The organism is Hafnia paralvei ATCC 29927 (assembly GCF_001655005.1).
GTDB lineage: Bacteria > Pseudomonadota > Gammaproteobacteria > Enterobacterales > Enterobacteriaceae > Hafnia > Hafnia paralvei.
In genome coordinates this window covers 38506-61885 of the sequence record NZ_LXET01000064.1, presented here as the reverse complement: position 1 = coordinate 61885, position 23380 = coordinate 38506, and the positions used below count along the sequence as shown (strand labels likewise).

The window sequence follows — 23380 nt, the reverse complement described above, 5'->3', positions numbered from 1 at the left end:
GACGATGATTGAATGGATTATCCGGCGCTCTGTCGCCAACCGTTTCCTGGTCATGATGGGGGCCTTGTTTCTCAGCATCTGGGGTACATGGACGATTATTAACACGCCGGTCGATGCCTTGCCTGACCTGTCAGATGTACAGGTCATTATCAAAACCAGCTATCCCGGCCAGGCCCCGCAGATTGTAGAAAACCAGGTCACCTATCCACTTACCACCACCATGCTATCCGTGCCTGGCGCAAAAACCGTGCGTGGTTTTTCACAGTTCGGGGATTCGTATGTGTATGTCATTTTTGAAGATGGCACTGATCTGTACTGGGCCCGGTCCCGAGTCCTGGAATACCTGAATCAGGTTCAGGGAAAACTGCCTGCCGGCGTAAGTTCTGAGATTGGCCCTGATGCCACGGGGGTGGGCTGGATATTTGAATATGCCCTGGTCGATCACAGCGGAAAACACGATCTGTCAGAACTTCGTTCTCTGCAGGACTGGTTCCTGAAATTTGAACTGAAAACCATTCCTAATGTCGCTGAAGTTGCATCCGTAGGCGGCGTGGTTAAGCAGTATCAGATCCAGCTTGACCCGGTAAAACTGACGCAGTACGGCATCAGCCTGCCAGAAGTAAAACAAGCTCTTAGCTCATCTAACCAGGAAGCCGGTGGCTCATCTGTTGAAATTGCTGAGTCAGAGTATATGGTCCGGGCCAGCGGTTATCTTCAGACTATTGATGATTTTAAAAATATCGTCCTGAAAACGGGGGAAAACGGAGTACCTGTTTACCTCCGTGATGTTGCCCGCGTACAAATGGGGCCGGAAATGCGGCGTGGTATCGCTGAGCTTAATGGTCAGGGCGAAGTCGCTGGCGGCGTGGTGATCCTGCGTTCGGGCAAAAATGCACGCGAAGTCATCACGGCGGTGAGGGATAAACTGGACACGCTGAAGGCCAGCCTGCCTGAAGGAGTGGAGATCGTAACGACATACGATCGCAGCCAGTTAATCGATCGCGCGATTGACAACCTCAGTTACAAGCTTCTTGAAGAGTTTATCGTTGTTGCTGTCGTTTGCGCACTGTTCCTCTGGCATGTCCGTTCTGCCCTGGTGGCGATTATTTCTCTGCCACTTGGCCTGTGTATCGCCTTCATTGTTATGCACTTCCAGGGGCTGAATGCCAACATTATGTCGCTGGGAGGGATTGCAATAGCCGTCGGAGCGATGGTGGATGCCGCCATCGTCATGATCGAAAACGCGCATAAACGGCTTGAGGAGTGGGACCATCAGCATCCCGGGGAACAGATTGATAATGCCACCCGCTGGAAGGTTATCACTGACGCCTCCGTTGAAGTGGGTCCAGCGCTGTTTATCAGCCTGCTGATTATCACATTATCGTTCATTCCTATTTTTACCCTGGAAGGGCAGGAAGGGCGTCTGTTTGGTCCGCTGGCCTTTACAAAAACGTATTCCATGGCGGGTGCAGCCATACTGGCAATCATTGTTATCCCTATTCTGATGGGGTTCTGGATCCGCGGGAAAATTCCTGCTGAGACCAGTAACCCACTGAACCGGTTGCTGATTAAAGCGTATCACCCGTTACTGCTCAGGGTACTACACTGGCCAAAAACAACCCTGCTGGTTGCGGCTTTATCCATTTTCACTGTTATCTGGCCACTGAGTCAGGTGGGCGGCGAGTTTTTACCGAAGATTAACGAAGGTGACCTGTTGTATATGCCGTCAACGTTACCTGGCGTGTCTCCTGGAGAAGCTGCTGCGCTCTTACAGACCACGGACAAACTAATCAAAACGGTGCCTGAAGTGGCCTCAGTTTTTGGCAAGACCGGTAAGGCTGAGACCGCCACGGATTCTGCTCCGCTCGAAATGATGGAAACCACCATCCAACTGAAACCTGAGGATCAGTGGCGTCCAGGCATGACGATTGACAAGATTATTGAAGAACTCGACAGGACCGTCCGTTTACCGGGTCTGGCCAACCTCTGGGTACCGCCTATCCGTAACCGTATTGATATGCTCTCAACCGGCATTAAAAGTCCGATAGGTATTAAGGTATCGGGTACTGTTCTGTCGGATATCGATGTAACAGCACAGAGTATCGAAGCAGTCGCTAAAACCGTACCTGGTGTGGTTTCCGCACTGGCTGAACGACTGGAAGGTGGACGTTATATTGATGTGGACATTAACCGGGAAAAAGCTTCCCGGTACGGGATGACTGTGGGCGACGTCCAGCTGTTCGTCTCTTCAGCAATCGGTGGGGCTATGGTGGGTGAGACGGTTGAAGGCGTGGCCCGGTACCCTATTAACATTCGCTATCCGCAGGATTACCGTAACAGTCCGCAGGCGTTGAGAGAGATGCCAATCCTGACCCCAATGAAGCAGCAAATTACGCTGGGCGATGTTGCCGATATTAAGGTCGTTTCCGGACCAACCATGCTGAAAACCGAAAATGCCCGGCCAGCCAGCTGGATTTATGTTGATGCCCGCGGCAGGGACATGGTGTCGGTGGTGAACGATATTAAGACGGCCATCAGTGAGAAAGTGAAACTGAGACCGGGGACCAGTGTGGCATTCTCAGGACAGTTTGAATTACTCGAGCACGCCAATAAGAAATTAAAACTGATGGTACCGATGACGGTGATGATCATCTTCATCCTGTTATATCTGGCATTCCGCAGGGTTGATGAAGCCCTGTTGATCCTGATGAGCCTGCCGTTTGCCCTGGTTGGCGGGATATGGTTCCTGTACTGGCAGGGCTTCCATATGTCAGTGGCGACCGGAACCGGGTTTATCGCCCTGGCCGGGGTGGCAGCAGAGTTTGGCGTGGTCATGCTGATGTATCTGCGTCATGCCATTGAAGCGCACCCGGAATTGTCCCGTAAAGAGACGTTCACACCGGAAGGCCTTGATGAAGCCCTCTATCATGGTGCCGTACTGCGTGTCCGGCCGAAAGCCATGACCGTGGCGGTGATCATTGCGGGTCTGCTGCCAATACTCTGGGGAACCGGTGCAGGTTCAGAAGTCATGAGCCGTATCGCGGCACCCATGATTGGTGGGATGATCACGGCTCCGCTGCTGTCCCTGTTCATTATTCCTGCCGCCTACAAATTAATCTGGCTGCGCAGACATAAAAAAAGCGTGTCCTGAACCTGAAAGGGCACCCCCTGTGGGTGTCCTTCTTTACTGATTCACCCTGACGTCAGGGTTTATATCGATAATATACAGAGGTGAGTATGAAAAAAGTGGTTCTAATGGCGCTGGCTCTCGGCCTTTCACTACCCGCGATGGCGAGTGAAAAAGTGATTGATATGTACAAATCTGAAAACTGTGGCTGTTGTTCCCTGTGGGGCAAAGCGATGGAAAAAGACGGGTTTGAAGTACGAACTCACGTCATGAATGATCAGGCGCTGTCAGCCCTGAAAGAAAAGCATGCTATTCCTGCAGGACTACGAAGTTGTCATACCGCGGTTGCCGGTAATTTGATCATTGAAGGCCATGTGCCTGCGACAACGATACATAAGGCAATGCAGTCTGGTTCGGGTATATACGGTCTCGCCACCCCCGGTATGCCAGCAGGAAGTCCTGGAATGGAGATGGGAGCCCGAAAAGAGGCTTACGATGTTATCGCATTCTCACCGGATGGAAGTAAAAAAGTCTTCCAGCGAATCGAATAGTCAGCGGAACGGCTGATAACGGGACGCCGGTAGCAGGCACTCCTGTGCCGGCGATATTCGTGGTAATCGCATCCATGACATACCCTGAAGACATGACATACCCTGAAGACAGAAGATGCTTCGGTATGCATAAGGAGAGTTACTGTGAAAAATGACAATGCAGTGCAACACAACAACCAGACTGCTTCTGAGCAGACATTATCCCCGGACGAGGGCCACGTATTGCATAAGGTGAGAGATCCCGTGTGCGGGATGGCCATCCTGCCCGACAGGGCGCACAGCAGCATTCGATACCAGGACCATCAACTTTATTTCTGCTCCGCCAGCTGTGAGAGTAAATTTAAAGCCCATCCCGATCGTTATCTTACCGAAGATGCCAGTGAACATTCCCATCACCATCACCACGATCATCACGAAGTCAGCCCTGATCAGATAAAACAGCCTCACCACCAGGCGGAAAAAGAGAATTCTGAAGGTGTGTGGACATGTCCGATGCACCCGGAGATACGCCGCAGTGGTCCCGGAAGCTGTCCTGTCTGTGGAATGGCACTGGAGCCGCTCGTAGCTACGGCATCCACGGGGCCGAGTGATGAACTTCACGACATGACAAGACGCTTCTGGCTGGGGTTGTTGCTGGCGTTTCCGGTTCTGGTACTCGAAATGGGATCTCATCTGTTTCCCGACTTGAGGAATATAGTACCGCCACAGTACAACACATGGCTGCAGCTGCTTCTGGCCTCCCCTGTCGTGTTGTGGTGTGGCTGGCCATTCTTCGCCCGGGCCGGAATGTCGTTACGTAACCGCTCCCTGAATATGTTTACCCTTGTTGCAATGGGGACCGGCGTAGCCTGGGTTTACAGCGTCATTGCAACCGTCTTCCCCTCCTGGTTTCCTGCATCGTTCAGAAACATGGATGGCCTGGTGGCCGTTTATTTTGAAGCCGCAGCAGTTATTACGGTGCTTGTTCTGCTGGGACAGGTTCTTGAGCTGCGGGCACGGGAACAAACCTCAGGCGCCATTACTGCGCTTCTGAACCTTGCCCCCAAAACCGCCAGACGGCTGGATCATGACGGTCATGAAACGGATATTAATGCGGAAGATGTCCTGCCTGGCGATAAGCTCCGCATCAGACCTGGAGAGAGTATTCCGGTCGACGGTATCGTGATCGAAGGCAAAACAACCGTTGATGAATCGATGGTGACCGGGGAGTCTATGCCGGTTACCAAAACGAAGGGTGACCCTGTCATTGGGGGGACGATTAATCAGACAGGTAGTCTTATCATCCGTGCAGAGAAAGTCGGTGATGAAACGATGCTCTCACGAATTGTTCAGATGGTCGCTGATGCACAGCGTTCGCGTGCCCCCATCCAGAGAATGGCTGACAGCGTTTCAGGCTGGTTTGTTCCTCTGGTGATACTTATCGCGGTTGTTGCTTTCGTGATCTGGTCTGTCTGGGGCCCCGAGCCCAGGATGGCGCACGGTCTGATTGCGGCTGTGTCGGTCCTGATTATTGCCTGCCCCTGCGCACTGGGGCTGGCCACACCGATGTCGATAATGGTGGGGGTAGGCAAAGGAGCCCAGGCCGGGGTGTTAATCAGGAATGCCGAAGCCCTTGAGCGTCTTGAAAAAGTGGACACGCTGGTTGTCGACAAAACAGGCACGCTCACGGAAGGTTCGCCTACGGTGACAGGGATTATCAGTCTCAATCCGGGTGGGGAAACATCTCTTTTACGTGTAACGGCCGCAGTGGAAAAAGGCTCGCAACATCCGCTGGGTATGGCAGTAGTTAAAGCAGCACAGGAAAAGGAGATCGCAATACCCGCAGTCACTCATTTTGATGCGCCGTCGGGTAAAGGTGTCTCAGGCGATGTCGAAGGTCAACGGGTTGTTATCGGTAATGAACTGGCTATGCAGGAAAACAGTATCGTTATTGATAATCAAAAGGCCGTTGCGGATACGTTGCGGATGGAAGGCGCTACCGTTATCTATGTGGCCACAGACGGGCACCTTGCAGGCCTGATAGCTATCTCGGATCCCGTGAAAGCAACCACGCCGGATGCGCTTAAAGCTTTGCGTCAGGCGGGGATCCGCATTGTTATGCTCACCGGGGATAACCAGCTTACTGCTGAAGCAGTCGCACGGAAACTGGGAATAGATGAGGTTGAAGCCGGAATTCTGCCGGATGGCAAAAAAGCAGTGATAACCCGACTGAAAGCGTCTGGCCATGTGGTTGCGATGGCCGGAGACGGTGTGAATGATGCCCCGGCGCTGGCAGCGGCTGACGTGGGTATAGCCATGGGAACGGGTACAGATGTGGCAATTGAAAGTGCCGGAGTCACCCTTCTCAAAGGCGACTTGATGATACTGAACAGGGCCCGTCATCTGTCAGAGATCACCATGAAAAATATCCGACAGAATCTGTTTTTTGCATTTATCTACAACGCACTTGGCGTGCCTGTGGCTGCAGGTCTGCTTTATCCTGTGTATGGAATACTGCTGTCGCCAGTTATTGCGGCAGCGGCCATGGCTCTTTCCTCCGTCAGCGTCATTGTGAATGCGTTGCGTCTGAAAAGTGTCAGGCTCGGGAAATAACTCTGAGTGAAGGGTCTGTTACGAACAGAAGGAGTCCAGTATGAAAAGTACCACCTATGCGCTTATTGCTGTCGCCGCGATCGCGGCTTTTGCCCTCCTGCGCGAACACTGGTCACATGTGGCAGGTTACTGGCCATATCTGTTATTGCTGGTCTGCCCGCTAATGCATCTTTTCCACGGGCATGGAGATCACCAACATCACGATGGTGGGAACGATAAAAAAAATTAATTCGGCAAACGGGGCCGCGTCGCGGTCCCGTTATCAGTCCAGGTATCGTTCGTAGTCTCTGGCATGCGCAAAGGCATGCTGTTCGAGTTTGTTATCAGCGGGTGCCGCTGCCCGGAACGCCAGTGAGTTAACAGGATTGTTATTGATGACCAGCTCGTAATGCAGATGAGGACCGGATGAACGTCCGCTGTTACCGGATAACGCAATAGCGCCTCCCCGGGTAACCCTGGCCCCTTTAGTAACGAGTATTTTATTGAGGTGGAGATAGCGAGTTTTAACACCGGCTTTTCCCGTTACTTCAACAAAATATCCCATGGTACTGTTGTATTCGGTCCGGGTGATTTTTCCGTCGATGACGCTGACTATTTTAGTGTTCATGGGCATGGAATAATCAATGCCATTATGGGGACTCACTTTTCCCGATACCGGGTTAAGTCTTGCAGGATTGAAAGGTGAACTGAGTCTTGCTGTGGCCGGTAACGGATAATCGAGACTGCCTTTCCCGGAAGTATCGGAAAGGTTATAGAATTTTTTGTCGGATATACGATACGCCGTGTAATTAAATGAACCGGACGTAAATTTATAGGCCACTACACGTGATTTTCCCGCTTTCTTTTGCAGTACGAGTTTTAATGATTCATTTTTTTTCAAATGCCGAAGATTAAACCGGGAAGGCAAAGAGCGCTGAAGGGTAGCGATCTCGTTCGATTCCAGCCCCGAGCGGGAGGCTGAAAGGTAAGCATTTTCTTTTACGATATCGGTAGAATACATTTGCTGGAATTCGCCGTTAGCATGAACACTGCGGCGTATGCTAGGGGTTTTCAGGAGACGTGTCATCCGTCAGTTAATCGGGAGCACCGTTGATGTTCGGCATTTTTGTAACATACCTTGTTTCCCGTTTGTTCCTGAAGCTCTGGGAACTGTATGACCAGCCCGACGGTGATGATTAACGGGACTGAAACAGGTTACGGCAGAGCAATATGGGGCTCATGTCCTGCTACGTAACCCGCCAGTAAAACCCTGCTGCGCACCCGACGCTGAGCAATAACCCGCCTGCAGTTACCTTGATGAATACAGTCCGCGAAGCTTTCTTGCCTGCGTCTGATGTGCTTCCGCACCGGCATTATTGACCTGCTCATGCACGAGGGCGGCTTTCTCGCCGACATTCAGTTCGTTAAAAGAAGAAGATGAGGTCTTTGAATTTGCATCACTGCCGGACAGCATTTTTTATGTTCCTCAATCATTTTTTGATGTGCATAGGACGCGCTGTTGTTCATAAATGAATGAGCAACAATGGCCCTTTCATGTTCATTCATTTCAGAGAATGAGGGCGTGTTGTTTTTATTAACCCTGTCCGGCAAGTTTTCATGCGTCGATGAATTCACATGACTGACGGCTGAGGCATTATTCACGAATCGATGTGCTTCATGGGAAATATCACTGGGCAGAGCAAAAGCTGCCCCACAAAATAAAGCTGTAAACGCAGTGGTCGTAATTAATATATTCATGTGTAATTACCTTCTTAGGTACATAAAAGATGTCATCACGATCATATATAAAAATAATCAACCTGTGGGGAAGATGACGTAAATGTAATACAGTTGCGTACATTACACGATTGTAATGAATTTGTTTCTTAAGGTGTGTTAGCTTCATTTCATTGTAAGAGGATGAACCAGAAATTTAATTTAAATCGGTTCTCGAATTCTGTCAGTAACCATACTTTATATAAGGGAACGCGCATGCTGTTGAAAACGTCTCGACGAACTTTCCTGAAGGGGTTAACCCTCTCTGGCGTAGCCGGAAGTCTTGGCGTATGGAGTTTCAATGCGCGTTCCAGTCTGAGCCTGCCAGTTGCCGCATCCCTGCAGGGTACTCAGTTTGACCTGACCATTGGTGAAACGGCAGTCAATATTACGGGCAGTGAGCGTCAGGCCAAAACAATCAATGGAGGCCTGCCGGGGCCCGTTCTTCGCTGGAAAGAAGGTGACACCATTACCCTGAAGGTCAAAAACCGTCTTAATGAACAGACGTCCATTCACTGGCACGGCATTATTCTTCCGGCCAATATGGATGGTGTTCCGGGGCTGAGTTTTATGGGTATCGAACCTGATGATACCTACGTTTACACCTTTAAGGTTAAGCAGAACGGGACTTACTGGTACCACAGCCATTCCGGTCTGCAGGAACAGGAGGGGGTATACGGTGCCATTATCATTGATGCCAGGGAGCCTGAGCCGTTTGCTTAGGATCGTGAGCACGTGGTCATGTTGTCTGACTGGACCGATGAAAATCCTCACAGCCTGCTGAAAAAATTAAAAAAACAGTCGGATTACTACAATTTTAATAAACCAACCGTTGGCTCTTTTTTCCGCGACGTGAATACCAGGGGGCTGTCAGCCACCATTGCCGACCGGAAAATGTGGGCTGAAATGAAAATGAATCCGACTGACCTCGCGGATGTCAGTGGCTACACCTACACCTATCTCATGAACGGGCAGGCCCCGCTGAAAAACTGGACCGGACTGTTCCGTCCCGGTGAAAAGATACGCTTACGGTTTATCAACGGCTCGGCAATGACCTATTTCGATATCCGCATCCCCGGGCTGAAAATGACGGTCGTGGCTGCAGATGGCCAGTATGTAAACCCGGTTACCGTTGACGAATTCAGGATTGCCGTTGCCGAAACCTATGATGTCATTGTGGAGCCGCAGGGTGAGGCCTATACCATCTTCGCACAATCTATGGACAGGACCGGTTACGCTCGCGGGACACTGGCCACGAGAGAGGGGTTAAGTGCTGTCGTTCCCGCCCTCGATCCCCGTCCTCTGTTGACCATGGAAGATATGGGTATGGGAGGAATGGGACATGATATGGCAGGAATGGACCACAGCCAGATGGGAGGCATGGATAACAGTGGAGAGATGATGTCTATGGACGGTGCTGACCTTGCCGATAGCGGGACGTCCTCCGCGCCCATGGATCACAGCAGCATGGCCGGTATGGATCATTCTCAGATGGCCGGAATGCCGGGTATGCAAAGTCATCCTGCGTCAGAAACGGATAACCCACTGGTTGATATGCAGGCGATGAGCGTCTCCCCGAAATTAAACGATCCGGGTATTGGTCTTCGAAATAACGGAAGAAAGGTTCTCACGTACGCGGATTTGAAAAGCCGCTTTGAGGATCCTGACGGACGTGAACCTGGCCGCACCATAGAACTGCATTTAACCGGCCACATGGAAAAGTTTGCCTGGTCATTTAACGGAATCAAGTTTTCAGATGCCGCACCGGTGCTGCTGAAATACGGTGAGCGACTCAGGATCACGCTGGTCAACGATACCATGATGACTCACCCCATTCACCTGCATGGCATGTGGAGCGATCTGGAAGATGAAAACGGTAATTTCATGGTTCGTAAACACACAATAGATGTTCCCCCTGGTACAAAACGCAGTTACAGAGTGACAGCAGATGCGCTTGGCCGCTGGGCGTATCACTGCCATTTGCTCTATCACATGGAAATGGGAATGTTTCGTGAAGTCCGGGTGGAGGAATGATGCGAATGAAGAGAAGTTTTAAGGCCATACCTGTTCTGGTCGCCGGTTTGTTTACCTCACAGCTTTCTATTGCGGCGGGCTCCGTCTCTGCAGATCCCCACGCCGGGCACGACATGTCTGCCATGCAGATGCCAGCAGATGAGAATTTCACTGAGATGACGTCAATGGAGCCCATTGTAACTGAGAGCAGAACGCCAATTCCGCCTGTTACCGATGCCGACCGGAAGGCTGCATTCGGCAATTTACAGGGGCATGCGATTCACGACAGTGCGATTAATTATCTGGTTCTGCTGGATCAACTGGAATGGCAACGGTCGGATAACACCAACAATTTCAGCTGGAGTGTTAACAGCTGGATTGGAGGCGACACAGATCGGATTTGGCTAAAGAGTGAAGGTGAACGAAGCAATGGGGAAACGGAGGCGGCTGAAGCGCAGTTACTCTGGGGACATGCGGTTGGCCCATGGTGGGATTTGGTTGCGGGTGTCAGGCAGGATTTCAGACCTGCTTCTGCCCGGACCTGGGCTGCTGTCGGTTTTCAGGGGCTGGCACTCTATAATTTTGAGTCTGAAATTACGGGTTTTGTCAGTAATGGCGGAAAAGCAGCCCTTCGTCTGGGAGGAGAATACGACGTTTTACTGACTAACCGGCTCATACTCCAGCCATCCTATGAGGTGAATTTCTACAGTCAGGATGATGAATCGCGGGGTCGCGGCAGGGGACTGACTGACACAGAGCTGGGGCTCCGGCTGCGCTATGAAATACGCCGTGAGTTTGCACCCTATATAGGCGTTTCCTGGAATCAACTTTACGGGAAAACATCCGATATGGCGAAAAGAGAAGGTGAGAAAGACCATCAGGTAGTATTCCTGGCGGGAGCCAGAATCTGGTTTTAACGCACTGATATAAAACACTCAACTAAACAGGTAAATAAAATGTCGATTTTAAATAAAGCCATTCTTACAGGCGGCCTCGTTATGGGCGTTGCTTTCTCTGCTATGGCCCATCCGGAATTAAAAAGCTCTGTGCCACAGGCTGATTCAGCCGTAGCGGCCCCGGAAAAGATTCAGCTTAATTTCTCGGAAAATCTGACCGTGAAATTCTCAGGTGCAAAATTAACGATGACGGGTATGAAAGGCATGTCATCACATTCTCCGATGCCGGTCGCGGCAAAAGTGGCGCCAGGCGCTGACCCTAAATCGATGGTCATTATTCCGCGAGAGCCTTTACCCGCTGGCACTTATCGTGTTGACTGGCGCGCGGTTTCTTCAGATACGCACCCTATTACCGGTAATTACACCTTTACAGTGAAGTAATATTATGAACGACCTGATTATGATTGTTATTCGTTTTCTTCTTTATCTGGATTTGATGGTAATATTTGGATTGCCATTTTTTCAGATATATGGAATAAGCGGTGTCAGATATGAAACCTATAACCTGACTAATTTCAGGTCGTTTATAACCTTTGCTGTTGTTACAGGCATCATTCTTACTGGCATTAATATGCTCCTGGTATCTAATGCCATGAGTGGAGTAACTGACCTCAGAGAATTATCCATCCATGTTATCGAGATGGTGATAGAAGAAACTGATGTGGGTATTAGCTGGATTGTCAGGCTCTGTGCCCTGTTTACCACACTCGGTGCTTTGTTCCTTTACACTAATAAGAGAGTATTGTCCTGCCTGCTGATGACGATGAGTGGGGGCGTGGCGCTGGCTACACTTGCCTGGGGAGGACACGCCGTTATGCATGACGGTCTGCATTACTATCTCCATTTACTGAGCGATCTGACCCATCTCGGCGCTGCAGGTGCCTGGACAGGTGCTCTGGTTGCATTTGCTATCCTGCTGATGCGCAGAAACGAGCATAATGCACAGAGCGTCATTGTGATATCTGACTCCCTGGCAAAATTTGCCACGGCAGGAACGGTGATTGTTGTAGCCCTGATCCTGAGTGCGCTGGTCAACTATCTGTATATTGCTGAGGGTAACTTAACTCCCTTATTCAACAGTTCCTGGGGGAGGATATTGCTTGCCAAGACGGCTCTGTTTGTTCTGATGCTTCTTCTGGCTGCAGCAAACCGGTTTCACCTGGGTCCCCGGCTTGAAGTTATGGTCAGGGAAGGGAATTATGATCGCAGCGTTGCCCTGATGCGAAACAGCATCCTGACAGAATTCGTTGTTGCGATTATCATTCTGGGCGCCGTAGCGTGGCTCGGAATGCTTGCTCCGTCTCAGGTCAGCTAGGGGACAGCCAAAGCTCATGCGTGAGATTTTTACTTTCATATCAGCGAGTTGACCATGCAGCGTATTTTAATCGTTGAAGACGAACAAAAAACAGGTCGTTACCTGCAGCAGGGACTGGTTGAGGAAGGCTATCAGGCCGATCTCTTTAATAATGGCCGCGATGGTCTCGGGGCCGCGTCGAAGGGACAGTATGATTTGATAATACTGGACGTGATGCTGCCTTTCCTCGACGGGTGGCAAATCATCAGCGCACTGAGGGAGTCCGGGCACGAAGAACCGGTCCTGTTTTTAACCGCAAAGGACAACGTGCGGGACAAAGTGAAAGGACTGGAGCTTGGCGCAGATGACTACCTGATTAAGCCCTTTGATTTTACGGAGCTGGTTGCACGTGTAAGAACCCTACTGCGCCGGGCACGCTCGCAGGCCGCAACAGTCTGCACCATCGCCGATATGACCGTTGATATGGTGCGCCGGACCGTGATCCGTTCGGGGAAGAAGATCCATCTCACCGGTAAAGAATACGTTCTGCTTGAGTTGCTGCTGCAACGCACCGGAGAAGTGTTACCCAGGAGTCTTATCTCGTCCCTGGTCTGGAACATGAATTTTGACAGTGATACGAATGTGATTGATGTCGCCGTGAGACGTCTGAGAAGTAAAATTGATGATGACTTTGAGCCAAAACTGATCCATACCGTTCGCGGTGCCGGATATGTCCTGGAGATCAGAGAAGAGTGAGGTTCAAAATTTCCCTGACCACACGCCTGAGCCTGATTTTTTCTGCGGTGATGCTTACGGTATGGTGGTTATCAAGTTTTATCCTGATTAGCACCCTTAATGGCTATTTCGATAATCAGGACCGCGATTTTCTGACAGGTAAACTTCAGCTCACCGAAGAGTTTCTTAAGACAGAAACGTTCCAGAACAAGACGGATATAAAATCATTAACTGAAAAAATAAATGATGCGATGGTGGGGCACAATGGTTTATTCATTTCTATAAAAAATATGGAAAATGAAAAAATCGTGGAGCTGTATGCTAAAAACTCTGTTGTCCCTGCGATCCTGCTGAATAAGTCGGGTGATGTTCTCGACTATATGATCCAGACTGAAGAAAATAATACCGTGTATCGCAGTATCTCGCGTCGGGTTGCTGTGGTTCCGGAACAGGGTCGAAGCAAACATTTCATCATTACGGTTGCCACGGATACCGGGTATCACACCCTGTTTATGGATAAGCTCAGTACCTGGCTGTTCTGGTTCAATATCGGTCTGGTCTTTATTTCTATTTTTCTGGGCTGGCTGACCACACGTATTGGTCTGAAACCGCTACGGGAAATGACCAGTCTGGCTTCCTCCATGACCGTACACAGCCTGGATCAGCGTCTTAATCCCGATCTGGCTCCGCCGGAAATATCTGAGACCATGCAGGAGTTCAATAATATGTTCGATCGCCTGGAGGGGTCATTCCGGAAACTGTCAGATTTCTCTTCTGATATCGCACATGAGTTGCGTACCCCGGTCAGTAATCTGATGATGCAGACGCAGTTTGCACTGGCAAAGGAAAGGGATGTTTCGCATTACCGTGAAATTTTATTCGCGAACCTGGAAGAACTGAAAAGATTGTCACGAATGACCAGTGACATGCTTTTTCTGGCACGTTCAGAGCATGGTCTGCTGCAACTGGATAAACATGATGTGGATCTGGCCGCCGAACTGAATGAATTACGTGAGCTGTTCGAGCCTCTGGCAGACGAGTCAGGAAAGACAATCACGGTTGAAGGAGAGGGCGTTGTTGCCGGAGACAGCGATATGCTGCGACGTGCTTTCAGCAACCTGCTTTCCAATGCAATCAAGTATTCTCCCGATAAGACCTGTACTGCTATACGCCTTGAGCGTGACAGTGACTTTGTAAACGTGATGATTACGAATGCGATGTCTGGCTCAGTTCCCGCCAATCTTGAACGTTTGTTTGACCGGTTCTATCGCGCAGACTCATCACGGGTTCACAACACCGAAGGCGCGGGGCTGGGATTATCAATAACGAGGTCAATCATTCTCGCTCACGGTGGCGAATTGTCAGCAGTACAGCGGGGGCGGGAAATTGTGTTCAAAGTGCGTTTATTAAGGGATTAATCCCGTTATTCAGGAGAAACATGGAAGGTGACAAAATTGTCATCATTCAGTCACGCGATAAACAGAGGCGGTTTTTTATAATCATTCATAAATCAGGAGCAGAGTGATAACGCAATCGCCTGGTTCCTGGAGTGATGAATAACCCGCCCTGAGATCAAATGCTTTCTCTGTTATAAGCCGTTGATTGTTTGGGTATGAAAACACCGGAGACCCAACCATGAAAAAGATCCTTGTATCATTTGTTGCCATTATGGCTGTCGCTTCATCCGCCATGGCTGCAGAGACAATGAACATGCATGACCAGGTAAATAATGCCCAGGCACCCGCCCATCAGATGCAGTCAACCTCTGAAAAAAGCGCTGTTCAGGGAGACAGTATGACAATGATGGATATGAGCGGACACGATCAGGCTGCAATGTCCCATGAAATGATGCAAAACGGCAACGCTTCTGCCCACCAGGACATGGCGGAAATGCATAAAAAAATGATGAATGGCAAATCAGGAGCCACCAACGAAACCGCAAAGTCATTTTCTGAAATGAACGAGCATGAAAAAGCCGCAGTTGTGCACGAGAAGGCGAATAATGGTCAGTCTTCAGTGATTCATCAGCAGCAGGCTGAAAAGCATCGCAGCCAGGCCACTCAGAATTAACCCGCAGCCCCACTTGTTAGACCCTCTTTTGACGCCGATTTCACTGGCTTACGCTCCCGTCCGGGAGCGTTTTTTTATTCACTTATTTATCGTCAACTATCATGGTGACTGTATTTTATTGTGCTGTCCTACATGTCTGAGAAATTACCAAGGCTACCTCCTTGTAAACCAACGCAGGGGGACGTGATAAGATATGTCGGTTATTTTGCAGGCTCAGGACAGAGACAGATGAAGAAAAAAAACATGACGCCAACACCTCACGATGCGACGTTCCGACAGTTTCTGACACAGCCGGATGTGGCCCGTGATTTCATGGAAATCCATCTGCCCGCAGAGCTGCGCGCAGTCTGCGATCTCAGCACGCTGAAACTGGAATCAGGCTCGTTCGTTGAGGATGATCTCCGCCAGTATTTCAGCGACGTTCTCTATAGCCTGAAAACCACAGCCGGCGACGGCTATATTCATGTGCTTGTCGAACACCAGTCAACGCCCGACAAACATATGGCTTTCCGCCTCATACGCTATGCGGTGGCTGCCATGCAGCGCCACCTGGAGGCAGGGCATAAAAAACTGCCACTGGTGATACCGGTGCTGTTCTATACGGGTAAACGCAGCCCGTATCCGTACTCCACCCGGTGGCTGGATGAGTTTGACGATCCCGGGCTGGCTGGCAAACTCTACAGCAGCGCTTTCCCGCTGGTAGACGTTACGGTCATTCCGGATGATGAAATCGCTGGCCATCGCAGCATGGCCGCCCTGACTTTACTGCAAAAGCATATTCACCAGCGAGACCTGGCAGAACTGGTTGACCGGCTGGCGCCCATCTTGCTGACGGGATACTTGTCTTCATCGCAGGTGATATCGCTGGTACACTATATAGTGCAGGCAGGCGAAACATCCGACGCCGAAGCCTTTGTACGCGAACTGGCACAGCGTGTGCCGCAACACGGAGACGCACTTATGACCATCGCACAACAACTCGAACAAAAGGGTATTGAGAAAGGTATCCAGCTTGGAAGACAGGAAGGTCGTTCAGAAGGTGAGCGCGAAGCGACTCTGAAAATAGCCCGTACCATGCTGCAGAACGGCATTGACCGCAATACCGTCATGAAAATGACCGGTCTGACCGAAGACGACCTAGCGCAGATCCGCCACTAATCACCCTTTCCTGGCACTCCCTGTCCGGCCATCAGCGAATACTGGTGGGGCAGGGAGGCACCAGACTCAGGCTCTGCCTGCCAGCCACAGCGATTAAACAGCTTCATCACCCCCGCTACGTTCCCAGTCAGACGCGCTGTCAGCGGATTTATCTGTCGGCCGCTGTCGTCAAAAGCAACATCGAGGTTGGCCCGTGAGAGATAAATGCCGTTCACGCCTGCACTGAACGCCACAGCATTCCGGCCGGACCATTCCCGATCGCTCAGCAGACGGTAGTTCCAGTGCATATCTTTGGCTGTTTCCAGCGCATAGGTCAGCCGGAACAGATCGTTCTGTTCAGTCAACTCGCCGGTGCAGGAACGCCAGAGGTAATTCAGCTTGCTGACCAGCTTCGCGCTGACGCCCAGCTGACGTCCCTGTTTCAGAAGCCACTCGATATCGGGGGCAACATCACGCGAAAAACGCCGTTGCTTCAGCGCGGTCGCCAGCCATCGGGTGAGAAAGAGATTTTCCTGAGCCGGTGACAGCACATCGCCGTTCTGTCTGGCCAGCGCAAGCGCCACCAGGGCGCACCATGCCAGATGGCCTGATTTTTCTGTCAGCGTCACTGCTTCTCCCGTGAGTCAATAAACTGATGTAATTCATCGAGCATAATCAGCACACGTCGGCCAGTCTTGCGGGGAAACATCCTCCGCATCTCACGCGTCAGCTGCTTCTTCTCCCATCCGTAAGGGAAAATAATGCTGTATTCCCTCCTGTCAGGGAGGATATCAGGGCCCGCGACGATGCGCGCCACTTCCTTATTCAGGCGTTCTCCTCGCCAGCCATAAGCCGCCAGTCGCTTACGGATACGTGCAACGGGAAAACGTTTATCGGAGTGACGGGGGAAGAGTAACGTCCCGTCCTCATTTCGTTTGATACCAAACATATCCAGAGACTGTTCGATCACCACTTTTCGCGCAGAGAAATGCTCACGCATAGTTTTCATCATATTTTCCATTCCAGACTCCTGAATTAATACCTGCAGCTGTCTGACCAGCCAGAGAGCAGCGTTATGCTGGCTCACTCCCTGCGTCATCATTTATTTCACACTGGAGCTCATGCCAGTATCCGGCAATATTGTTTACCACCTGTGCCGTCATAACCGCGTCAGTGACGGCGGAATGAACCTCCCCGTTCCAGCTCAGGCCAGCCTGACTGACAGAACCGGAAAGCGATATGGTACCGTAACGATTGGTGGGTCCGTAATAACCCGCAGCGAGCCGCATGGCGCAGTACACCGTCAGAGAGTCCAGCCAGCTGGCAGGGTCGTTATGCGCTGCCGCAGTCTGCTTCAGAATGCGCGTATCAAACTCAGCATTGAAAATAACCAGCGGGCGCCGGCCGATATGGTGCTGCAGCTGCTGCGCAATATCGGGCCACGATGGTGCACTGACCAGATCATCGTCACTGATACCGTGTACTGCAGCTGCTGCCGGATCGATGCCGACAGTGGGTTTCAGGCGGGTCTCAAATATCCTCTCACCGCGGGCATTCACCAGACCGATTTCCAGCGCCTGCGCGTCGGCATCAAGTCCGGTCGTTTCGGTATCGAGGAAGACGGGGTCCAGCGCTAACCAGGTATGTGCCAGCATGGCGAACCTGCCACGCTCACTTTTCATCCGGGCCTGCAGGCCCAGACGTGTGCTGGCCAGCCGCTGTTTTTCTGTCTGAGGGCGTTTCGCCCGCATCGGGACACAGTCAGCCAGCCGCCATACGCCGTATTTCCCGCCGTAAGGACTTTTGTACATTCTGACTGGTTCCGCACCGGGGGCTGGCTTCATCCTGAACTCATCCCGAAGCCGCCCTTTGGTGTAGCATTTATCCTCCGCCCGGGGCGTTTCATCACAGGCGTCTGAATTGTCATCATCACGCATTCTGGCCACCTGTCTGTTTATTGCCTGAAAGCGCCGCCATCAGTGACTGGTTCTGACGCTTCAGGGCTTCAGCCTCACCACGCAGTGCCGCGACCGTTTCTTTCTCCCCTACCCAAAACAGAACGGACTCGCCAAAGCGCTGAGAGAGATTGGCCGCATCGAGCGGACACTATTTATGCTGGACTGGTTCCGAGATCCCAGTCTGCGCCGACGCGTACAGGCGGGGCTGAATAAGGGTGAGGCCCGTAATGCCCTGGCGCGAGCAGTTTTTATGCACCGTCTGGGTGAGATAAGAGATCGTGGGCTGGAGAATCAAAGTTACCGCGCCAGCGGGCTGACGTTACTGACAGCGGCGATCACGTTGTGGAACACGGTATATATAGAAAGAGCCATTGAGTTACTGAAACGAAAAGGTATCCCGATAAATGAGCAACTGGTATCTCATCTTTCTCCCCTGGGCTGGGAACATATCAATCTGAGTGGAGATTACGTCTGGCGTAACAATCTTAAGCTGGGATCCGGAAAATACCGCTCATTACGCACAGTCGACACCACATTGTACAAAAAACAGTCTTAGCGTGGGATAATTAATGAGATGGTCACTCCCTCCTTCCCAGTACTATGCTGAGGACAGGCTTTCATTCGGAGAACCATCATGGAAAACATTGCGCTTATTGGTATCGATCTGGGTAAGAACTCTTTCCATATTCATTGTCAGGATCATCGTGGGAAGGCCGTTTACCGTAAAAAATTCACCCGACCAAAGCTAATCGAATTTCTGGCGACATGCCCGGCAACAACCATCGCGATGGAAGCCTGTGGCGGTTCTCACTTTATAGCACGCAAGCTGGCAGAGTTAGGGCATTTTCCAAAGCTGATATCACCGCAATTTGTCCGCCCATTCGTTAAAAGCAACAAAAATGACTTCGTTGATGCTGAAGCTATCTGTGAAGCAGCATCACGTCCATCTATGCGTTTCGTGCAGCCCAGAACCGAATCTCAGCAGGCAATGCGAGCTCTGCATCGTGTCCGTGAATCCCTGGTTCAGGATAAGGTGAAAACAACTAATCAGATGCATGCTTTTCTGCTGGAATTTGGTATCAGCGTTCCGCGAGGTGCTGCCGTTATTAGTCGACTGAGTACCCTTCTTGAGGACAGTAGTTTGCCTCTTTATCTCAGCCAGTTACTGCTGAAATTACAACAGCATTATCACTATCTTGTTGAGCAGATTAAAGATCTGGAATCTCAGTTGAAACGAAAGTTGGACGAAGATGAGGTTGGACAGCGCTTGCTGAGTATTCCCTGCGTTGGAACGCTGACTGCCAGTACTATTTCAACTGAGATTGGCGACGGGAAGCAGTACGCCAGCAGCCGTGACTTTGCGGCGGCAACAGGGCTGGTACCCCGACAGTACAGCACGGGAGGTCGGACGACATTGTTAGGGATTAGCAAGCGGGGCAACAAAAAGATCCGAACTTTGTTGGTTCAGTGTGCCAGGGTATTCATACAAAAACTGGAACACCAGTCTGGCAAGTTGGCCGACTGGGTCAGGGAGTTGTTGTGTCGGAAAAGCAACTTTGTCGTCACCTGTGCTCTGGCAAACAAGCTGGCCAGAATAGCCTGGGCACTGACGGCGCGACAGCAAACTTACGAAGCATAAAGGCAGAAATACACCAGTTTAAACAATCATTCATCTGGTTTTGCGAATACTGATATTGATGATACTAACGGCCCACCGGCCTGTTGAGGAACCTGTAAAACGGAAAGGCTCATTGAAGCCGTATATTTTCTGGAGGTTCATCAGGCGCGGAACTCATCGAGGCGCGGGAATAAAATCCCATTCAGACGCCGGATAGATTCAAGCAAGCCAACTTGTCGTCAAAATCGGTGTTGCAAAAACGGGAGTGACCATAGATTCCGTTTTCCAAGCGGACCCCAACATGATTTCCTCAGTACTCAGGTTGGCGAGCAGTGCGCAGCCAAGCTTTGAATGCCGCTTTGCGGCATGAAGGCGCCAGCTATTGTTAAATATACCTCTGTACGTTAATGGCGCCGGTAGCGCGGCGTAGCCGCTCTGTTCTGATAGGTATCACCAATCCCCCTTCCATCCCTGCTAAGCCAAACCCACTAAAAGCGATGTAGAAGCTTCATTATGCGGTCGGAGTTAGCCCGACAAGGCTTTGCCGCAGTCGGGGTGTATCTCCGCGTTAGCGGGTCGTAGAGCCGCTTACGAGCATGTATTCAAACCTTCCCGCTAGCTATCCAAGATTTTGTATGTGTCTAGGTTGTCTCGAATGGGGCCCGCCGCTTGCGGTGGGAGGTACTTAATAAACTTCTGAGCGGCACGGCATGGCCGGAGCAAGCGAAGGCATTATTGTATTTTTACTTTATCCCCGTTATCCACAAATTTAATCCAGCGAATAATAACGTATTTATTAAAGAGAATAGGTAAGGGTGAAACCCTGAATAAATTGCAGGTTTCTCTTGGTCGGTTGCAAGTAACCTTCTCTGACTATTTGCAGATAAGTGTGGATAAAATGATAAGACTGGCTATGACGACACGGTTTGATCACCGATGCCACCTTTTAGTGACAGGGAGTGTTGTTTTTTTCACCAGAAATAAACCGCAGGTGTAGCGAAGCCTCCGCAGGAAGCGGATGGTTGAAAAGTAGGCAGGGTTAATGTGGCGGTGCTGAACCCGGCGGCTGGAGGTTCACTAGCTCCAACTGGTAAAGCTTCGTCCAGACCATTTTTTCGAATTGTTGTGGCGTCAGGTTCTGTGTCTGACCTTTCATTGAGCGGAATATCTGCTCAGCGACTTGGCGTTTACGTTCATCAAACGGGAGGTCTTCAAGCTGACGGCGCTGTTTACCCTCAATCGCACGTGTACGGCGGCTGAGAATAGTTTGTTGCCGGCAGCGTTCATACCAGCGCTTTCGCGCTTGCCTAACCGTTAGAAACTCACCAGGCTGTAACACGCCATCGTTGATAGCCCGCAGGCGCTCGTCACGTTCGGCACGCAGCTTATCCATGTCAACGCCCGTCAGCTGCCAGCCAATATCGGTAATGATGACATGCTTGGGAAAACGACAACCGTTCACAAAATCCCACTCAGTTTCCGGCGATAGGATGATGTTGAACTTGGCCAGCTCATCGATAAGACGAGAGACGCGGGAGGTGGTCACCGCTTTCTCGGCAATCACATTCCCTTCGTCATCATGTGGGCTCAGTTCTTCGGCCAAGCGCGTGATATTGATGGTGACTATACCGGTGGCCAAGTCAGCTTTATTGACCAAAAGCACAAAAAGCGCATCTAGAAGACGTCGACGGACTTCGCGAAACGCCCGCTTCCGGTCGCAGAAAGGACGTAAATAGGTAAAGACGGGGTCAGCTGATACACGGCGACGTATAACCCATTCACCGGTGGTTTTATCCCGGCTCATCAGGTTACGCAGAGCGCGACCATGTTGTTTGCTCAAAGGTTTATAGTGCGCAGGCCGCACATAAAGCGGGGAAGGACATTTGCACACCGTGGAATGTTCTCCCCGATGGCGTCTATCTTCTTTGCGATTTTCGAATGGACTTACATTATTCACGCCCGCCGACACTTATGGCGGTCTTCGGGTATTGTTTTCTGATTTGCATGCGTTATAATCTCTCACAGGCCAGCGCCTGCTTTGTGATCCCCTGATATCTGAGTCTTCCGCCAAGTTGATAACAGATTTCGGGGGATTTTTGCATTCAAGGCCCGCTGTTTTGAGCCTTTTTCCCTGAGCATTTAAGGATATGCCCTATCCCATCACGAAGTCCGGTCGATGACCGATCCCCGCTTTAATCCATTTTCAGCGCAATTTAAGGGCAAATTAGCCTAGAATTCAGCGCAGAGTGCGTAAATCTTACCGTATTTTCGTTGTCTTGCAACCAATGGATCGTGAAGAGCTGACTTGGTATCACTAATTTTTCTTTTGGCCCATTAGGTTCACCCGTCACGGTGACGTCAACGCCCATCTATCCTGCGCTAAAAACCACTCCATTAAAAGCCATACTTTCCGTGCGTGAATAGTACCTATTGAAAATATAACCATTCACAACAATGTGTTGCATCAGTAACCATGAGAACTATGTGACATATATCACGTTTTGCACTCTTTTTTTGAACAGTCGATTTATCCGACAAAATGGCAACTAGCGATCTAAAAGATCGTCTTTTCTTCTATTTCTGGTCAAAGGATCTAATAAATGGATCTGTACTAGTATTTTATGCTACAAAAACAGGCATTTAATAAAATATAAGATCGACATTTTACCTTTTAATAGATGTTTAGATCGTATCTACTATTACAACTAGTTTAAAACACTATTCATATAAGAACATTCCGCCATGTGTTCTTTCGGTGTTTTAGAGACAAGAATAGGTTGAGCTATAACGCTGTCAGAACTGCAGCCAACGTGCTTAGGTGCGCGTCCATAAGCCTGCTTCAGCGTTATCACTGAATGTATTCGTCCCCACATGAATACAGAATGGTCCCTACGGGGATCGGTTCGTGCGGAGCCTTCATGAATATTGAACAAGTGCAGCACTATCAGTGGTTTTTAGCGCAATACATCACAGGGGGACGTAATAGGGAGTATTTGTTTGACTGGTTATCGAGTCAGCACATGGTGCCTTGGACGCCGTTAACGGTCACTCATATCAAACGCAGCGATAAGATGTACAGCTATCGCAAGCGAGTGACTCCGGTTTTTCCCGGTTACTTTTTCTTGAAAGCCAACTTTGATGTACACAGCATCGCGAACATTCGTTGCCATACCGCTTTCTGCGACTTTGTTCATGTTGGTGGGACCATCAGTCCTGTTAGACCAATGATTGTTGAAGCATTAATGAAAACCTATCCAGACGTCGCGCTTAATATTGCGGCACAACCTGAGTTAGAAGCCGCTTCACGTCTTTGGTTAACACAAAAGCAATATGATTATTTGCTGGCTTTGGATAAAACGTCACAGCCTATATCACGGATCAGTATGTTGTACGAATTGGCGTTTAACACCGCCAACACCGCTTTCTCTCACTTTCCAACACCAGAGAAACTTTGAACCATGTAGCAAGTTCCTTTTGCCCCAATGGCCCCAAATTTTGGGGCATTTTTTTGACTATTTTGGCCTGATGCCTGACCGGCACCTTTCGATGAACATCCCCCGTTCTTTTGCCGTGA

At 50.4% G+C, this 23380-nt stretch carries 18 protein-coding genes and 4 pseudogenes; 15 read left to right on the top strand and 7 right to left on the bottom strand.

The window, feature by feature from the left end; all coding sequences use genetic code 11:
• Positions 1-4: 4 nt before the first annotated feature.
• From silA to M988_RS21165, 4 genes are all read left to right on the top strand, one after another.
• Positions 5-3151: a Cu(+)/Ag(+) efflux RND transporter permease subunit SilA gene (silA, locus tag M988_RS21180; RefSeq protein WP_039187497.1), complete on the top strand. Its 3147-nt coding sequence runs from the start codon at positions 5-7 to the stop codon at positions 3149-3151.
• Between the two features lie 86 nt (positions 3152-3237).
• Positions 3238-3678 (top strand): DUF411 domain-containing protein, encoded by a 441-nt coding sequence (locus tag M988_RS21175; RefSeq protein ID WP_000758228.1) that lies wholly within the window; start codon positions 3238-3240, stop codon positions 3676-3678.
• Between the two features lie 144 nt (positions 3679-3822).
• Complete coding sequence (gene silP, locus M988_RS21170) at positions 3823-6270, top strand: Ag(+)-translocating P-type ATPase SilP (protein ID WP_064575666.1); 2448 nt, start codon at positions 3823-3825, stop codon at positions 6268-6270.
• A gap of 40 nt (positions 6271-6310) precedes the next feature.
• Entirely contained in the window at positions 6311-6499 is a 189-nt protein-coding gene (locus M988_RS21165) for a DUF2933 domain-containing protein (protein ID WP_033567140.1), read from the top strand.
• A gap of 33 nt (positions 6500-6532) precedes the next feature.
• Here the strand turns inward: M988_RS21165 and M988_RS21160 are convergent, their stop codons facing one another.
• Positions 6533-7270: a peptidoglycan DD-metalloendopeptidase family protein gene (locus M988_RS21160; RefSeq protein WP_048797549.1), complete on the bottom strand. Its 738-nt coding sequence runs from the start codon at positions 7268-7270 to the stop codon at positions 6533-6535.
• Positions 7271-7558: 288 nt separating this feature from the next.
• A pseudogene (locus M988_RS21155) lies at positions 7559-8007 on the bottom strand (copper resistance protein).
• A gap of 234 nt (positions 8008-8241) precedes the next feature.
• On the opposite strand from M988_RS21155, the pseudogene pcoA reads away from it, so the two are divergent.
• The 8 genes and pseudogenes from pcoA to M988_RS21115 all read left to right on the top strand — a co-directional run bounded on the left by pcoA (position 8242) and on the right by M988_RS21115 (position 16251).
• Positions 8242-10059 (top strand): annotated as a pseudogene (gene pcoA, locus M988_RS21150) (multicopper oxidase PcoA).
• Between the two features lie 5 nt (positions 10060-10064).
• Positions 10065-10955: a copper resistance outer membrane transporter PcoB gene (pcoB, locus tag M988_RS21145; RefSeq protein WP_179289136.1), complete on the top strand. Its 891-nt coding sequence runs from the start codon at positions 10065-10067 to the stop codon at positions 10953-10955.
• A 39-nt stretch (positions 10956-10994) separates the two neighbouring features.
• A complete protein-coding gene (pcoC, locus tag M988_RS21140) occupies positions 10995-11375 on the top strand; it encodes a copper resistance system metallochaperone PcoC (RefSeq protein ID WP_000025662.1) in 381 nt (126 codons plus the stop codon).
• A 55-nt stretch (positions 11376-11430) separates the two neighbouring features.
• Entirely contained in the window at positions 11431-12309 is an 879-nt protein-coding gene (gene pcoD, locus M988_RS21135) for a copper resistance inner membrane protein PcoD (RefSeq protein WP_306453573.1), read from the top strand.
• A gap of 54 nt (positions 12310-12363) precedes the next feature.
• Positions 12364-13044 carry a copper response regulator transcription factor PcoR gene (gene pcoR / locus M988_RS21130; RefSeq protein ID WP_001188930.1) on the top strand — a complete coding sequence of 227 codons (681 nt, stop codon included), beginning with the start codon at positions 12364-12366 and terminating at the stop codon, positions 13042-13044.
• A complete protein-coding gene (gene pcoS, locus M988_RS21125; RefSeq protein ID WP_008455299.1) occupies positions 13041-14441 on the top strand; it encodes a copper resistance membrane spanning protein PcoS in 1401 nt (466 codons plus the stop codon). The genes pcoR and pcoS overlap by 4 nt, the downstream gene beginning before the upstream one ends.
• A gap of 217 nt (positions 14442-14658) precedes the next feature.
• On the top strand, positions 14659-15093 hold the full coding sequence (locus M988_RS21120; RefSeq protein ID WP_008455301.1) for a hypothetical protein: 435 nt from the start codon (positions 14659-14661) through the stop codon (positions 15091-15093).
• A gap of 228 nt (positions 15094-15321) precedes the next feature.
• The gene (locus tag M988_RS21115; protein ID WP_008455303.1) at positions 15322-16251 is read left to right on the top strand and encodes an Rpn family recombination-promoting nuclease/putative transposase; all 930 of its coding nucleotides are present in this window, start codon (positions 15322-15324) and stop codon (positions 16249-16251) included.
• On the opposite strand, the gene M988_RS21110 is transcribed toward M988_RS21115, so the two are convergent.
• The 4 genes and pseudogenes from M988_RS21110 to M988_RS23185 all read right to left on the bottom strand — a co-directional run.
• A complete protein-coding gene (locus M988_RS21110; protein ID WP_008455304.1) occupies positions 16248-16859 on the bottom strand; it encodes a DUF2913 family protein in 612 nt (203 codons plus the stop codon). The genes M988_RS21115 and M988_RS21110 overlap by 4 nt on opposite strands.
• Positions 16856-17251 (bottom strand): hypothetical protein, encoded by a 396-nt coding sequence (locus M988_RS21105; RefSeq protein ID WP_034807919.1) that lies wholly within the window; start codon positions 17249-17251, stop codon positions 16856-16858. The genes M988_RS21110 and M988_RS21105 overlap by 4 nt, the downstream gene beginning before the upstream one ends.
• 52 nt (positions 17252-17303) lie before the next feature.
• A complete protein-coding gene (locus M988_RS23395) occupies positions 17304-18167 on the bottom strand; it encodes a 3'-5' exonuclease (RefSeq protein ID WP_064575664.1) in 864 nt (287 codons plus the stop codon).
• Positions 18160-18279, bottom strand: a pseudogene (locus M988_RS23185) (DNA-binding protein); the annotation flags it as partial. The gene M988_RS23395 and the pseudogene M988_RS23185, both read right to left, overlap by 8 nt.
• On the opposite strand from M988_RS23185, the pseudogene M988_RS21095 reads away from it, so the two are divergent.
• A pseudogene (locus M988_RS21095) lies at positions 18277-18744 on the top strand (Tn3 family transposase); the annotation flags it as partial. The pseudogenes M988_RS23185 and M988_RS21095 sit on opposite strands and share 3 nt — an antisense overlap.
• A 78-nt stretch (positions 18745-18822) precedes the next feature.
• Positions 18823-19827 (top strand): IS110-like element IS5075 family transposase, encoded by a 1005-nt coding sequence (locus tag M988_RS21090; protein WP_064575655.1) that lies wholly within the window; start codon positions 18823-18825, stop codon positions 19825-19827.
• 1018 nt (positions 19828-20845) lie between these two features.
• On the opposite strand, the gene repA is transcribed toward M988_RS21090, so the two are convergent.
• Positions 20846-21697 (bottom strand): plasmid replication initiator RepA, encoded by an 852-nt coding sequence (gene repA, locus M988_RS21085; protein ID WP_262984622.1) that lies wholly within the window; start codon positions 21695-21697, stop codon positions 20846-20848.
• 1027 nt (positions 21698-22724) lie between these two features.
• On the opposite strand from repA, the gene M988_RS21080 reads away from it, so the two are divergent.
• Positions 22725-23261 (top strand): transcription termination factor NusG, encoded by a 537-nt coding sequence (locus M988_RS21080; protein ID WP_064575649.1) that lies wholly within the window; start codon positions 22725-22727, stop codon positions 23259-23261.
• Positions 23262-23380: the final 119 nt, after the last annotated feature.

Bases quoted from the DNA above. Each gene is read 5' to 3' on its own strand.
- silA (WP_039187497.1), top strand. From the start codon at position 5: ATGATTGAATGGATTATCCGGCGCTCTGTCGCCAACCGTTTCCTGGTC.
- M988_RS21175 (WP_000758228.1), top strand. From the start codon at position 3,238: ATGAAAAAAGTGGTTCTAATGGCGCTGGCTCTCGGCCTTTCACTACCC.
- M988_RS21165 (WP_033567140.1), top strand. From the start codon at position 6,311: ATGAAAAGTACCACCTATGCGCTTATTGCTGTCGCCGCGATCGCGGCT.
- M988_RS21160 (WP_048797549.1), bottom strand. From the start codon at position 7,270: ATGTATTCTACCGATATCGTAAAAGAAAATGCTTACCTTTCAGCCTCC.
- pcoB (WP_179289136.1), top strand. From the start codon at position 10,065: ATGAAGAGAAGTTTTAAGGCCATACCTGTTCTGGTCGCCGGTTTGTTT.
- pcoC (WP_000025662.1), top strand. From the start codon at position 10,995: ATGTCGATTTTAAATAAAGCCATTCTTACAGGCGGCCTCGTTATGGGC.
- pcoD (WP_306453573.1), top strand. From the start codon at position 11,431: ATGGTAATATTTGGATTGCCATTTTTTCAGATATATGGAATAAGCGGT.
- pcoR (WP_001188930.1), top strand. From the start codon at position 12,364: ATGCAGCGTATTTTAATCGTTGAAGACGAACAAAAAACAGGTCGTTAC.
- M988_RS21120 (WP_008455301.1), top strand. From the start codon at position 14,659: ATGAAAAAGATCCTTGTATCATTTGTTGCCATTATGGCTGTCGCTTCA.
- M988_RS21115 (WP_008455303.1), top strand. From the start codon at position 15,322: ATGAAGAAAAAAAACATGACGCCAACACCTCACGATGCGACGTTCCGA.
- M988_RS21105 (WP_034807919.1), bottom strand. From the start codon at position 17,251: ATGGAAAATATGATGAAAACTATGCGTGAGCATTTCTCTGCGCGAAAA.
- M988_RS23395 (WP_064575664.1), bottom strand. From the start codon at position 18,167: ATGCGTGATGATGACAATTCAGACGCCTGTGATGAAACGCCCCGGGCG.
- M988_RS21090 (WP_064575655.1), top strand. From the start codon at position 18,823: ATGGAAAACATTGCGCTTATTGGTATCGATCTGGGTAAGAACTCTTTC.
- M988_RS21080 (WP_064575649.1), top strand. From the start codon at position 22,725: ATGAATATTGAACAAGTGCAGCACTATCAGTGGTTTTTAGCGCAATAC.